Annotated in this window: 11 protein-coding genes; 9 read left to right on the top strand and 2 right to left on the bottom strand. The window is 65.5% G+C overall.

All coding sequences use genetic code 11. The features are described 5' to 3' along the window. Nucleotides 1–7: 7 nt before the first annotated feature. The 9 genes from algG (at nucleotide 8) to ABZO33_RS18045 (ending at nucleotide 10,647) form a co-directional block, all read left to right on the top strand. Nucleotides 8–1,564, top strand: a complete 1,557-nt coding sequence (gene algG / locus ABZO33_RS18085) for a mannuronan 5-epimerase AlgG (RefSeq protein ID WP_414537129.1) — start codon at nucleotides 8–10, stop codon at nucleotides 1,562–1,564. 13 nt (nucleotides 1,565–1,577) lie between these two features. Next, nucleotides 1,578–3,020 (top strand): alginate O-acetyltransferase, encoded by a 1,443-nt coding sequence (locus tag ABZO33_RS18080; protein ID WP_414537128.1) that lies wholly within the window; start codon nucleotides 1,578–1,580, stop codon nucleotides 3,018–3,020. A gap of 7 nt (nucleotides 3,021–3,027) precedes the next feature. Further along, nucleotides 3,028–4,131 carry a mannuronate-specific alginate lyase gene (locus tag ABZO33_RS18075; protein ID WP_414537127.1) on the top strand — a complete coding sequence of 368 codons (1,104 nt, stop codon included), beginning with the start codon at nucleotides 3,028–3,030 and terminating at the stop codon, nucleotides 4,129–4,131. 177 nt (nucleotides 4,132–4,308) lie between these two features. Beyond that, entirely contained in the window at nucleotides 4,309–5,766 is a 1,458-nt protein-coding gene (locus tag ABZO33_RS18070; protein WP_414537126.1) for an MBOAT family O-acyltransferase, read from the top strand. A 10-nt stretch (nucleotides 5,767–5,776) separates the two neighbouring features. Then, nucleotides 5,777–6,937 carry an alginate O-acetyltransferase gene (locus ABZO33_RS18065; RefSeq protein ID WP_414537125.1) on the top strand — a complete coding sequence of 387 codons (1,161 nt, stop codon included), beginning with the start codon at nucleotides 5,777–5,779 and terminating at the stop codon, nucleotides 6,935–6,937. Nucleotides 6,938–6,957: 20 nt separating this feature from the next. Then, entirely contained in the window at nucleotides 6,958–7,605 is a 648-nt protein-coding gene (locus tag ABZO33_RS18060) for an alginate O-acetyltransferase AlgF (RefSeq protein ID WP_414537124.1), read from the top strand. A 35-nt stretch (nucleotides 7,606–7,640) separates the two neighbouring features. Continuing rightward, a complete protein-coding gene (locus ABZO33_RS18055) occupies nucleotides 7,641–9,095 on the top strand; it encodes a mannose-1-phosphate guanylyltransferase/mannose-6-phosphate isomerase (RefSeq protein ID WP_046854228.1) in 1,455 nt (484 codons plus the stop codon). A gap of 141 nt (nucleotides 9,096–9,236) precedes the next feature. Continuing rightward, a complete protein-coding gene (locus ABZO33_RS18050) occupies nucleotides 9,237–9,701 on the top strand; it encodes a multidrug transporter (protein ID WP_102682166.1) in 465 nt (154 codons plus the stop codon). 121 nt (nucleotides 9,702–9,822) lie between these two features. Then, a complete protein-coding gene (locus tag ABZO33_RS18045) occupies nucleotides 9,823–10,647 on the top strand; it encodes an SDR family oxidoreductase (protein WP_414537123.1) in 825 nt (274 codons plus the stop codon). A gap of 43 nt (nucleotides 10,648–10,690) precedes the next feature. Here the strand turns inward: ABZO33_RS18045 and ABZO33_RS18040 are convergent, their stop codons facing one another. Beyond that, on the bottom strand, nucleotides 10,691–12,118 hold the full coding sequence (locus ABZO33_RS18040) for an efflux transporter outer membrane subunit (protein WP_414537122.1): 1,428 nt from the start codon (nucleotides 12,116–12,118) through the stop codon (nucleotides 10,691–10,693). Beyond that, a complete protein-coding gene (locus ABZO33_RS18035) occupies nucleotides 12,115–13,176 on the bottom strand; it encodes an HlyD family secretion protein (protein WP_414537121.1) in 1,062 nt (353 codons plus the stop codon). Before ABZO33_RS18035 ends, ABZO33_RS18040 begins: the two co-directional genes overlap by 4 nt. Between the last annotated feature and the right edge of the window lie 25 nt (nucleotides 13,177–13,201).

Here is a 13,201-nt window from a genome sequence, read left to right as displayed (position 1 = left end):
AAAACCCATGAACCTGCACCCGAACCTTCGCCACAGCCTGCTCGCCAGCGCCCTGCTGCTGGCCGGTGGCCTGGCCCAGGCCGCCGAGCCCGAAATGGCCAAAGGGCTGCAACAGGCCAAGACCTATACCGTCTCCAGCGCGCCGATCGAGCCGCTGAAGATGGACCCGCCCAAGCTGCCCGACCTGTCCGGCTACACCGCCGCCGCCGTGCAGAAGAAGATCGACCGCACGCACAAGGGCAAGGTCAGCGTGCGCCGCATGCTCCAGGAGGACACCCTCAAGGAGTTCATCGGCGGCGACAACAAGGGCGCCGAATGGGTCCGCCGCCAGCACGGCATCCCCCAGGCGATCTTCGTCGATGACGGCCACGTCGATCTGGTGGAACTGAGCAAGAAAGTCCCCAGCCAGTACCTGCGTGAAACCGCACCGGGCGTGTACCTGGCGCGCCTGCCGATCGTGGTCGGGCGCAAGGGCGTGCTGGAGATCGACGGCAAGGTCAAGGAACTGCGCCTGTCCGAGGAAGGCGGTTCGTTCATCGTCAACGACGGCAAGCTGTTCGTCAGCGACACCCAGGTCACCGGATGGCGCGAGCAGGCCAACGGCCCGGCGACCTTCCGCAAGCCCGACGAATTCCGCCCATTCCTGCTCAGCTGGGGCGGCACCGAGACCTACATCGTCAACAGCAAGATGGCCAGCTTCGGCTACGCCAAATCCAAGTCCTACGGCGTGAGCATCTCGCAGTACACACCGAACATGGCCAAGCAGATGGGCCGCCCGGAACCCACCGGCTGGATCATCGGCTCCGAGTTCAGCGACATGTGGTACGGCTTCTATTGCTACGAGACCAGCGACTTCGTGGTCAAGGACAGCACCTACCGCGACAACATCGTCTACGGCATCGACCCCCACGACCGCTCACACCGCCTGATCATCGCCGGCAACACCGTGTACGGCACCAAGAAGAAGCACGGGATCATCGTCTCGCGCGAGGTCAACGACAGCTGGATCATCAACAACAAGAGCTACGACAACAAGCTCTCCGGCGTGGTGATCGACCGCAATAGCGTCAACAACCTGATCGCCTACAACGAGATCTACCGCAACCACACCGACGGCATCACCCTGTACGAGAGCGGCGACAACCTGATCTGGGGCAACAAGCTGATCAACAACCGTCGCCACGGCATCCGCGTGCGCAACAGCGTGAACATCCGCCTGTACGAGAACGTCGCCATGGCCAACGGCCTGGTGGGCGTATACGGCCACATCAAGGACCTGTCCGACACCGACCGCGACATCGCCCTCGACCCGTTCGATACCAAGGTGTCGCTGATCGTGGTCGGCGGCGAGCTGGCGGCCAACGGTTCAGGCCCGCTGTCGATCGACTCGCCACTGTCGGTAGAGCTGTACAAGGTGTCGATGCTGATGCCGCGCAAGGCCAATGGCATCAGCTTCAACGGCGTGCTCGGCGAGCGCCAGGACGAAATCCTCGACCTGCTGGTGCGCCAGCAGAAGGCCGTGCTGATCGACCCGGTCGAACGCCAGACCGAAATGATCGACTAAGGAAGCCCAGACCATGACTCCACACCTGATGAAACTGCTGGGCCTGTCCGCCGCCCTCCTGGCCATCAGCCAGGGCGTGCGCGCCGAAGACGTCAAGGCACCGACCTTCAACGCCGAGCCGTGCTGCCAGCTGTGCCCCGAGGCCCACGACGCCAGCCGCTACACCACGCGCTACCAGCAGAACTTCACCACCCTGGTGCAAGCCCAGGGCGACTGGCTGTTCCGCACCCGTGAAGACCTGCGCACCGAGTTCGACACCACCCCGGGCGGCTACAAGCGCCTGCAGCAGGTGCACGACGCGTTCAAGAAGCGTGGCGTCGAACTGGTGGTGGTGTACCAGCCGACCCGTGGCCTGGTGAACCGCAACATGCTCAAGCCTGAAGAGAAGGCTGCCTTCGACTACCAGAAGGCGCTGCGCAACTACCAGGCCATGCTCCAGCGCTTCAGCAAAATGGGCTACAACGTGCCCGACCTGTCGCCGCTGACCAACGAGCAACTGGCCGCCGCCGACCAGGGCAAGGACTTCTACTTCCGCGGCGACCAGCACTGGACGCCCTACGGCGCCGAGCGCGCGGCGAAGATCGTCGCCGACACCGTGCACAAGATGCCGGCCTTCGAAGGCATTCCGCGCAAGGAATTCGAGACCCAAAAGTCCGGACGCATGGGCAAGACCGGCACCCTGCACAACGTCGCCGGCCAGCTGTGCGGCACCAGCTATGCGGTGCAGTACATGGACCAGTTCGCCACCGAGCCGAAGGGCGCCGCCGGCGGCGATGACCTGTTCGGCGATTCGGGCAACGCGCAGATCACCCTGGTGGGCACCAGCCACAGCGGCAAGAACTACAACTTCTCGGGCTTCCTCGAGCAGTACATCGGCGCCGATGTGCTCAACGTCGCCTTCCCCGGCGGCGGCCTGGAAGGCTCGATGATCCAGTACCTGGGCAGCGAGGAATTCCAGAACAACCCGCCGAAGATCCTGGTGTGGGAGTTCTCGCCGCTGTACCGCCTCGACCAGGAAACCATCTGGCGGCAGATCCTTGGCCTGCTCGACGACGGCTGCGACGACCGTCCGGCACAGATGAGCGCCAGCGCCACCCTCAAGCCCGGCAAGAACGAGCTGATGGTCAATGGCAAGAACGGCGTGATCAAGGACCTGGTCAACCGCAACCACCAGCTCGACATCAAGTTCGAGGACACCTCGGTGAAAGTGTTGCAGGCCACCCTGTGGTACCTCAACGGCCGCCACGAGGACATCAAGATCGAGAAGCCCGAGACCTCCGACACCGACGGGCGCTTCGTCTTCCAGATGCGCGAGGACGAAGACTGGGCAGGCCAGAACCTGCTCGCCCTGGAGGTACAAGGGCCTGAAAGCGGTACGCAGAAAGTCGAAGCCAAACTCTGCAAACGCAACAACTTCGCCAGCCCCGCGCAGCACACCGCGCAAGCTGGCCAGTGAGGCGACCATGACCACCATCAGCAGCAAGACCGCACCCGCCCTGCTCGCCCTCGCCCTGTTCGGCGGCGCGGCGCAGGCCGCGCTGGTGCCGCCCCAGGGTTACTACGAGGGCATCGAAAAGCTCAAGACCGGCGACGGCAATTTCCGCTGCGAAGCCGCGCCCAAGCCCTATACCGGCGCGCTGCAGTTCCGCAGCAAGTACGAAGGTTCGGACAAGGCCCGGGCGACGCTCAATGTCGCCTCGGAAAAAGCCTTCCGCAAATCCACCGAAGACATCACCACCCTCGAGAAAGGCGTCAGCAAGATGGTCGGCCAGTACATGCGCGATGGCCGCCCGGCGCAACTGGACTGCGCCCTGACCTGGCTCGACACCTGGGCACGCGCCGATGCGCTGATGTCCACCGATTACAACCACACCGGCAAGTCCATGCGCAAATGGGCCCTGGGCAGCATGAGCGGCTCGTGGCTGCGCCTGAAGTTCTCCAACTCGCAGCCACTGGCGGCGCACCGCGCCGAAGCCGAGCAGATCGAGAAATGGTTCGTGCGCCTGGCCCGGCAGACCGTGCGCGACTGGAGCGACCTGCCGCTGGACAAGATCAACAACCACAGCTACTGGGCGGCCTGGTCGGTGATGGCCACCGCCGTGGCCACTGACCAGCAGGAGCTGTTCGACTGGGCGGTGAAGGAATACAAGGTCGGCGTCAACCAGGTCGACGAGCAGGGCTTCTTGCCCAACGAGGTCAAGCGCAAGCAACGCGCCCTGGCCTACCACAACTATGCCCTGCCGCCGCTGGCGATGATCGCCAGCTTCGCCCAGGCCAACGGCGTGGACCTGCGCAAGGAAAACAACTTCGCCTTGCAACGGCTTGGCGAAGGCGTGCTGGCCGGAGCCCGCGACCCTGTTCATTTCAACACCCGCGCCGGCGTGAAGCAGGACCTCAAGGACCTGAAGATCGACAGCAAGTACGCCTGGCTCGAGCCGTGGTGCGCGCTGTACCAGTGCGTCGGCGACACCCTCGAGCGCAAGCATGACATGCAGCCGTTCAACAGCTTCCGGCTGGGTGGCGATGTGACCCGGGTCTATGACCCGGGCGCGGAACAGAAAAAGTAAGTCTGCGTGGGAGCGGGCTTGCCCCGCGATGAGTCCCGAATGGGCAATGGTGTTGGCCCTGCTGACGCCATCGCGGGGCAAGCCCGCTCCCACAGAGGTATAGGTTTCCCCTGCATTTTCGTGGGGGGTTTGGGGGGCGCTGTGCCCCAGGTGCTGTGCATAACTAGGAGAACCGGGATGGTCTTCTCGTCCAACGTGTTCCTGTTCCTGTTCCTGCCGGTTTTCCTCGGCTTGTACTACGTGAGCGGGAACCGCTATCGCAACCTGCTGCTGCTGGTTGCCAGCTACATCTTCTACGCCTGGTGGCGGGTGGACTTCCTCGCCCTGTTCGCCGGGGTCACCCTGTGGAACTACTGGATCGGCCTGAAGGTCGGCGCCGCCGGCGTGCGCACCAAGCCCGCACAGCGCTGGCTGCTGCTTGGCGTGGGCGTCGACCTGTGCATCCTCGGCTACTTCAAGTACGCCAACTTCGGCGTCGACAGCCTCAACGCGATCATGACCTCGATGGGGCTGGAGCCGTTCATCCTCACCCATGTGCTGCTGCCGATCGGCATCTCGTTCTACATCTTCGAGTCGATCAGCTACATCATCGACGTGTACCGCGGCGACACCCCGGCCACGCGCAACCTGATCGACTTCGCAGCGTTCGTGGCGATCTTCCCGCACCTGATCGCCGGCCCCGTGCTGCGCTTCAAGGACCTGGTCGACCAGTTCAACAACCGCACCCACACCCTGGACAAGTTCTCCGAAGGCTGCACCCGCTTCATGCAGGGCTTCATCAAGAAGGTATTCATCGCCGACACCCTCGCGGTGGTCGCCGACCACTGCTTCGCCCTGCAGAACCCCACCACCGGTGATGCCTGGCTCGGCGCCCTGGCCTACACCGCACAGCTGTACTTCGACTTCTCCGGCTACAGCGACATGGCCATCGGCCTGGGCCTGATGATGGGCTTCCGCTTCATGGAGAACTTCAAGCAGCCGTACATCAGCCAGTCGATCACCGAGTTCTGGCGGCGCTGGCACATCAGCCTGTCGACCTGGCTGCGCGACTACCTGTACATCACCCTGGGCGGCAACCGCAAAGGCACCTTCAACACCTACCGCAACCTGTTCCTGACCATGCTGCTGGGCGGGCTGTGGCACGGCGCCAACTTCACCTACATCATCTGGGGCGCCTGGCATGGCCTGTGGCTGGCCATCGAACGCGCGCTGGGTCTGGACACCAACCCGCAGCGCTTCAACCCGGTGAAATGGGCCCTCACCTTCCTCCTGGTGGTGGTCGGCTGGGTGATCTTCCGCGCCGAGAACCTGCATGTGGCGGCACGCATGTACGGCGCCATGTTCAGCTTCGGCGACTGGCAGCTGTCGGAAATCAACAGCGCCCAACTCACCGGCCTGCAGGTGGCCACGCTGGTCGTCGCCTACCTGAGCCTGGCGTTCTTCGGCCTGCGCGACTTCTACCGCAACGCCAAGCCAACGCCGAAGGCCACGCCGGTGCAAATCAACGCCGACGGCTCGGTGGGCCTGGACTGGACGCGGATCATGACCCGCGCCCTGGTCCTGCTGCTGTTCGTCGCCTCGGTGCTCAAGCTCTCGGCGCAGAGCTACTCACCGTTCCTGTACTTCCAGTTCTGAGGCCTGAATCATGAACCGGACACTTCGCATCACCTATTCGCTGTCGTTCATGGGCCTGCTGGTCGGGCTGGGCGCATGGTCGGTCGGCGGGCTGGAAAGTTTCAACCGCACCGGGCAGATGACCCTGCTCGACGGCAAGCTGGCCAAGGCCGCCGAAACCCACTACGACGAGCAGTTCCCGATCAAGCGCGTCGGCACCAACCTGTGGGCCGCGCTGGACTTCAAGCTGTTCAACGAAGGCCGCCCCGGCGTGGTGCTGGGCCGCGACCAGTGGCTGTTCACCGACGAGGAATTCAACCCCAGCGCCGGCGCGCAGCAACAGATGCAGGACAACCTGGCACTGGTGCGTGGGGTGCGTGACACCCTGCAACGCCAGGGCGTGCAACTGGTGCTGGCGATCGTCCCGGCCAAGGCCCGGCTCTATTCCGAATACATCGGCAAGGAGACGCCGGCCAGCCTGCACGACGAGCTGTTCAACCAGTTCCACGCCCAGGCGCGCCAGGCCAATGTGTTCGCCCCCGACCTGCTGGCGCCGCTGGAGCAGGCCAAGGCCCGCGGCCAGGTGTTCCTGCGTACCGACACCCACTGGACGCCGATGGGCGCCGAAGTGGTCGCGCAATCGCTGGCCGAAGCCGTCGATCGCCAGCAGCTGCTCACCGGCGAGCCACAGGCGTACATCACCGAGGCCGGCGCCAGTGCGCCGTACAAGGGCGACCTGACCAACTTCCTGCCGCTGGATCCGCTGTTCAGCAACCTGCTGCCCACCCCCGACACCCTGCAACAACGCAAGACCCACCCGGTGCAAGCCGAAGGCGACAGCGGCGATGGCGCGCTGTTCGACGACAGCCGCATCCCGGTGGCGCTGGTGGGCACCAGCTACAGCGCCAACCCGCACTGGAACTTCCTCGGCGCCTTGCAGCAGGCGCTGCGCAGCGACGTCGCCAACTACGCCGAAGACGGCCACGGCCCGCTGCTGCCGATGCTCAAGTACCTGCAAAGCGACGCATTCAAGAACGCCCCGCCACAGGTCGTGGTGTGGGAATTCCCCGAACGGTATCTGCCCATGAAAAACGACCTCAGCGCCTTCGATCCGCAGTGGATCGCACAGCTGAAGAACTCCCGCCAATCCGAAGAAAACCTGGCCCTGTCGTCCAACCGGACGGACCACTGAAGATAGAGAGGAACACGCACATGACCACCAAGACTTCCATTGCCAAAGCCCTCACCCTCGCCGCCGGCCTGTCCCTGGCCTCGATGCAGGCCTTCGCCGGCGCCGATGCCGCCCTCTATGGCCCGAGCGCGCCGAAGGGCTCGACTTTCGTGCGCCTGTACAACGCCGCCAGCAGCCCCACCGCCGCCAGCGTCGGCAACACCCAGATCAAGCAGGTCGGCGCCCAGGCCAGCAGCGACTTCAGCTTCCTGCCCGGCGGTGACTACACCGCCCAGGTCGGCGGCAAGAGCGTGCCGGTCAAGCTGGCCGCCGACAAGTACTACACCCTGGTCAACAACAGCGGCGGCAACCCGCAACTGATCGAGGAGCCACCGTTCAAGAACAAGCAGAAGGCCCTGGTGCGGGTGCAGAACCTCAGCGACCAGCAACTGACCCTGAAGACCGCCGACGGCAAGACCGAAGTGGTCAAGCCGGTGGCCGCCAAGGGCCGTGGCGAACGTGAAATCAATCCGGTCAAGGTCAACCTTGCCCTGTATGCAGGCAACAAGAAAGTCGGCGACGTCAAGCCCGTCGCCCTGGAGCGCGGCGAAGCGGCCGTGCTGTATGTCACCGGTTCCGGCAACAGCCTGTCGCCGGTGTGGGTAACTCGCCCCGTGGCTAGCAACTGATCCCCCTGCCTCTAAACGACTATTGGAGAAACATGATGATCCCGGTAATTCTTTCTGGTGGTAGCGGTTCGCGTCTGTGGCCTCTGTCGCGCAAGCAGTTCCCCAAGCAGTTCCTCGCCCTGACCGGCGAACACACCCTGTTCCAGCAGACCATCGAACGCCTGGTGTTCGATGGCATGGACACCCCCATCGTGGTCTGCAACAAGGACCACAAGTTCATCGTCCAGGAGCAGCTGGGCGCGCTGAAGCTGGAAACCCAGGCCATCCTCATGGAGCCGTTCGGCCGCAACACCGCGCCGGCGGTGGCGATGACCGCGATGAAACTGGTCAACGAAGGCCGTGACGAACTGATGCTGGTGCTCCCGGCCGACCACGTGATCGAGGACCAGAAGGCCCTGCAGCGCGCCCTGGCCCTGGCCACCGTGGCCGCCGAGCGCGGCGAGATGGTGCTGTTCGGGGTGCCGGCGACCAAGCCAGAGACTGGCTATGGCTACATCCGTTCCAGCCAGGATTCACTGCTGCCCGAAGGCGTGGCACGGGTCGCGCAGTTCGTCGAGAAACCCGACGAGAAACGCGCCAACGAGTTCGTCCGCGCCGGCGGCTACTTCTGGAACAGCGGCATGTTCCTGTTCCGCGCCAGCCGCTTCCTCGAGGAGCTGAAAAAGCATGATCCGGACATCTACGACACCTGCCTGCTGGCCCTGGAGCGCAGCGACGAGGACGCCGATGTGCTGAGCATCGACGAAGCCACCTTCGCCTGCTGCCCGGACAACTCCATCGACTACGCAGTGATGGAGAAGACCCAGCGCGCCTGCGTGGTGCCGCTGTCGGCCGGCTGGAGCGACGTGGGCTGCTGGTCGTCGCTGTGGGACGTGCACGAGAAGGACGACAACGGCAACGTCACCAAGGGCGACGTGGTGGTGCAGGACAGCCACAACTGCATGATCCACGGCAACGGCAAGCTGGTCTCGGTGATCGGCCTTGAGAACATCGTGGTGGTCGAGACCAAGGACGCCATGATGATCGCCCACAAGGACAAGGTCCAAGGCGTCAAGCAGCTGGTCAACACCCTCGACGCGCAAGGCCGGACCGAGACCCAGAACCACCTGGAGGTCTACCGCCCGTGGGGCTCGTACGACTCGGTGGACATGGGCGGGCGCTTCCAGGTCAAGCACATCACCGTCAAGCCGGGCGCCAGCCTGTCGCTGCAGATGCACCACCACCGCGCCGAGCACTGGATCGTGGTGTCCGGCACCGCCGAGGTGACCTGCGACGAGAACGTGTTCCTGCTCACCGAGAACCAGTCCACCTACATCCCCATCGCCTCGGTGCACCGCCTGCGCAACCCGGGCAAGATCCCGCTGGAGATCATCGAGGTGCAGTCCGGCAGCTATCTGGGCGAGGATGACATCGAGCGCTTCGAGGATGTGTACGGGCGAACTTCCACGCCGGTGGAGCGTGGGGTTTCGGTGAAGACCATCGCGCAATAAGCCTGGGGCCCTTCGCGGGGCAAGCCCGCTCCCACGCCGGAAAACTGCGTGGGAGCGGGCTTGCCCCGCGATTGCGTTTTTGAGGCCTGCCCAATTTGCGGCTAGGATGGTCGAACCCCCGTCACCAAGGCCCGCCCCACCATGATCATCGGCGCCCTGCTCATCCTCACCTGGCTGGTCCTGCTGCTGCGCTATCCGGCCAAGGCCCTGCCGATTTCCCTGGCTGCCGTGTGCGGCCTGGGCCTGGTGGCGCTAGGTGTGGTCTGGCAGGACACACGCGAGGCCTCGCAGTTAGCCCGCTTGGACATTCGCCTGACCTACGCCCCCGACCAGTGTCCCGCCGACCGCGCCCTACAGGTACGCATGAAGAACGGCAACAAGGCGCCGCTGACCGAGCTGCGTTGGCGCGTGGCCGCCTATGCCCCCGGCGATACCGTGAACCTTGCCGAGAATACCTATGCAGCACCCCGCTATCGCGGTCCCGGCGAATTGCAGCCCGGCGTCGAATGGAGTGATTGCCTGCCGGTGCCGCCACTGCGCTCGGGCTACCGGCCACAAACGCTGGAATTTCGTGCCGAGCACCTGCAAGGTACATTCGCCAATTGAGTCCGTCCCATCGCGGGGCAAGCCCGCTCCCACGCCTGAGTTTGCAACGTGGGAGCGGGCTTGCCCCGCGATGAGGCCGGTAGCCATGACACCCATGTCCAACTGAACACAGGCCCGCCCCATGCCCACCGTCCTGATCACCGGTTGTTCCAGCGGCATCGGCCGCGCCCTGGCCGACGCCTTCCGCGATGCCGGCCATGAAGTCTGGGCCACCGCCCGCAAACCCGACGACGTCGACACCCTGCTCGCCGCCGGCTTCGCCGCGCGGCAACTGGATGTGAATGATGGCGAGGCACTGACCCGCCTGGCCGACGAGCTGGAAGACCGCCACGGCGGCCTCGATATCCTCATCAACAACGCCGGCTACGGCGCCATGGGCCCGCTGCTCGACGGCGGAGTCGAGGCCATGCGCCAACAGTTCGAGACCAATGTCTTCGCCCTGGTCGGCGTGACCCGCGCGCTGTTCCCGCTGCTGCGCCGCTCGCGTGGGCTGGTGGTGAACATCGGCAGCGTCTCGGGCGTGCTGGTCACCCCGTTCGCCGGCGCGTACTGCGCGTCGAAGGCCGCCGTGCACGGGCTGACCGATGCCTTGCGCCTGGAGCTGGCGCCGTTCGGGATCCGGGTGATGGAAGTGCAGCCGGGGGCGATCGCCTCGCAGTTCGCCAGCAATGCCCAGCAACAGGCCGAGCAGGTACTGGCGAGCGATTCGCCGTGGTGGCCGTTGCGCGAACAGGTACAGGCCCGGGCGCGAGCGTCGCAGGACCGGCCGACTTCGGCGGCGGTATTTGCCCAGCGCCTGCTGGCCGCCACGCGCAAGTCGCCGGTGCCGGCGCTGGTGCGTATCGGCAATGGCAGCACGGCGTTGCCGTTGATGGCGCGAGTGCTGCCGCAGAGGCTGCTGGATTGGGTGTTGCGCAAGCGTTTCGGGCTGTTGCGACCGCTCTGACGACTCAAGGCATCGTGGGAGCGGGCTTGCCCCGCGATGCGTTTCAAACCTGATCGAACGCCTGCCAGCCGCCGCCCAGCGCCTTGTATAACCCGACCAGCGCCTGCGACACCGCCGCCGAGCTGTCGATCCACTGCTCTTCGCTGGCCAGCAGCGCCGACTGCACCGTCAGCACGTTGAGAAAGTCCACCGCCCCTTCCACGTACTGGCGTTGCGCAGTCTCCAGGGCGATGCGGTTCTGCCGCACCGCCTCGGCCAGGTGATCACGACGCAACTGGCTGGCGTTGTACAGCCGCAGCACATCGTCGATCTCATGCCAGGCACCGAGCACCACCTTGCGGTAGTTCAGCGCCGCCTCCTGCTGCTGGGCCTCGCGCAGTTGCAGCTGGCCCTTGAGCCGCCCGCCCTCGAAGATCGGCAACGACAATTGCGGCCCAAAAGCGAACCTGCGCGAGTCCCAGGCACCGAAATCGGACAACTGCATGGCCTGGAAACCGACACTCCCGGACAGGCGGATGCTCGGATAGAAATCGGCCTTGGCCACGCCAATGCTGGCGGTGGCCGCATGCAACCGGGCCTCGGCCTGGCGGATATCCGGGCGGCGCTCGGCCAGCTCCGACGGCACGCCGATGGCGAAGCGCTGCTGCGGCGCGGGCAGTTCGCCACCTTGCAGCAGCTCACGCTGCAGGCTGCGTGGTGGTTCGGCAGCGAGCAAGCTGAGGGCGTTGATCAGGTCATCGCGGCGGGCCTCCAGGGTCGGCAGGCGCGCTTCGATCGACGCCACCTGGGCGCTGGCCTGGGCGACGTCGAGCCGGGTGGCGACACCTTCGGCCTGGCGGCCTTCGGACAGCTTCAGGCTGTGCCGGGCAACCTTGAGGTTGTCCTGGGTGATGTCCAGGGTGTGCTGCACGGCACGCAGCTGGATGTAGTTGCCGGCGGTTTCCGACAACAGCGCCAGCAGCACGCCACGGCGGTCGTTCTCGGCAACCGCCACTGTCGCGTCGGCGGCCTCGACCTGGCGGCGCACACGCCCCCACAGGTCCAGTTCCCAACCGGCGACCAGGTCGCCCTGCCACAGGTTGTACGCCGATTTGCCGGCCTTGCCGGAGGGGTCGTTCAACCCCTCGGCGCTGTTGCGCGCACGGCTGTAGCCGGCATTTACGTCCACCGCCGGCGCTTCGTCCGCCGCGACGGTGCTGCGTAGGGCGCGGCTTTGCAGCAAACGCGCGCTGGCCATCTGCAGGTCGAGGTTGCGCTCGGTGACCTTCTGGATCAGCGCGCTCAGGCGCGGATCATGGAAGCTGTCCCACCAGCGCAGTTCCAGCGGTTCGGCCACCGGCTGGCTGGCCGCGGCAGCGCCTTGCAGCTCGGCCCAGTCCCTGGGCGCCTCACTGTCCGGGCGCCGGAAGTCCGGGCCGAGGGTGCAGCCGGCCAGCAGCATGGCCAGCAGCAAAGGGCTCAGGCGTCTCATCGCGCAGTCACCTCTTTGCCGGCCAGCGTGTCGCCGTGGGTATCGATGGTCGCTTCCACCGACATGCCCACACGCAGGCGCGCCAACAGCGGCTGGCCGTCATCGAAGACGATCTTCACCGGAATGCGCTGTACCACCTTGGTGAAGTTGCCGGTGGCGTTGTCCGGTTTGACGGCGGCGAAGGTCACGCCGGTGGCCGGGGCGATACTCTCGACACGACCGTGGAGTTGTTCGCCGGAGAAGGTATCGACGCTGATACTCACCGCTTGCCCCGGCTGCACATGGGTCAGCTGGGTTTCCTGGAAATTGCCGACAATGTAGGCGCGCTCCAGCGGCACCACCGACAGCAGCCGCGCCCCCGGGTTGACGTAGGCGCCGATGCGCAGGGCGCGCTCGCCGACCATGCCGTCGACCGGCGCGGTGATGCGGGTGTAGGACAGATCCAGCCGGGCCTTTTCCAGCCCGGCTTCGGCACGCTTGAGCTGGCCATCGGCGCTGGCCACCTGGGCGCTGAGGATGTCTACCTGCTTGCGCGTGGCCAGCAACGCCGCCTGGCTGTTGGCCAACCGCGCACGGGCCTGGTCGACACCACTGCGCGCCTGCTGGGCGTTCTGCACGGTGCCGGCACCCTGCTCGGCCAGGCGGCTGTAGCGGGTCACCTCGTGATCGGCGAATGCAGCTTCGGCCTGGGCCGCCTTCACCGCCGCCTCGGCCTGGGCGATCAACGAGGCCTGGCGCTCCAGGGTGGCGCGGGCATCCAGGCTCTGCGCCCTGGCCACCAACAGTTGGGCCTGGGCCGCATCGAGGGCGGCCTGGTAGTCACGCGGATCGATGGTCGCCAGCAACTGGCCGGCACTCACCTGCTGGTTGTCCTCCACCAGCACCTCCTTGATGAAGCCCGCCACCTTCGGCGCGACCACGGTGTAGTCGGCGGTCACATAGGCATCGTTGGTGCTCTGGCGATGGTCGCTGCCGAACATCCAGGGGCCGACCAGGGCGGCGAGCACGGCCACGGCGAGTGCCGAGCCGATGAAGAGCGTCTTGCGGTTGTTGGTCATCTTTCTATCTCGAATTCAGCCCCGG

It is taken from the genome of Pseudomonas sp. CAM1A, assembly GCF_047501685.1.
GTDB lineage: Bacteria > Pseudomonadota > Gammaproteobacteria > Pseudomonadales > Pseudomonadaceae > Aquipseudomonas.
This window is presented reverse-complemented; position numbering and strand designations above follow the sequence as displayed.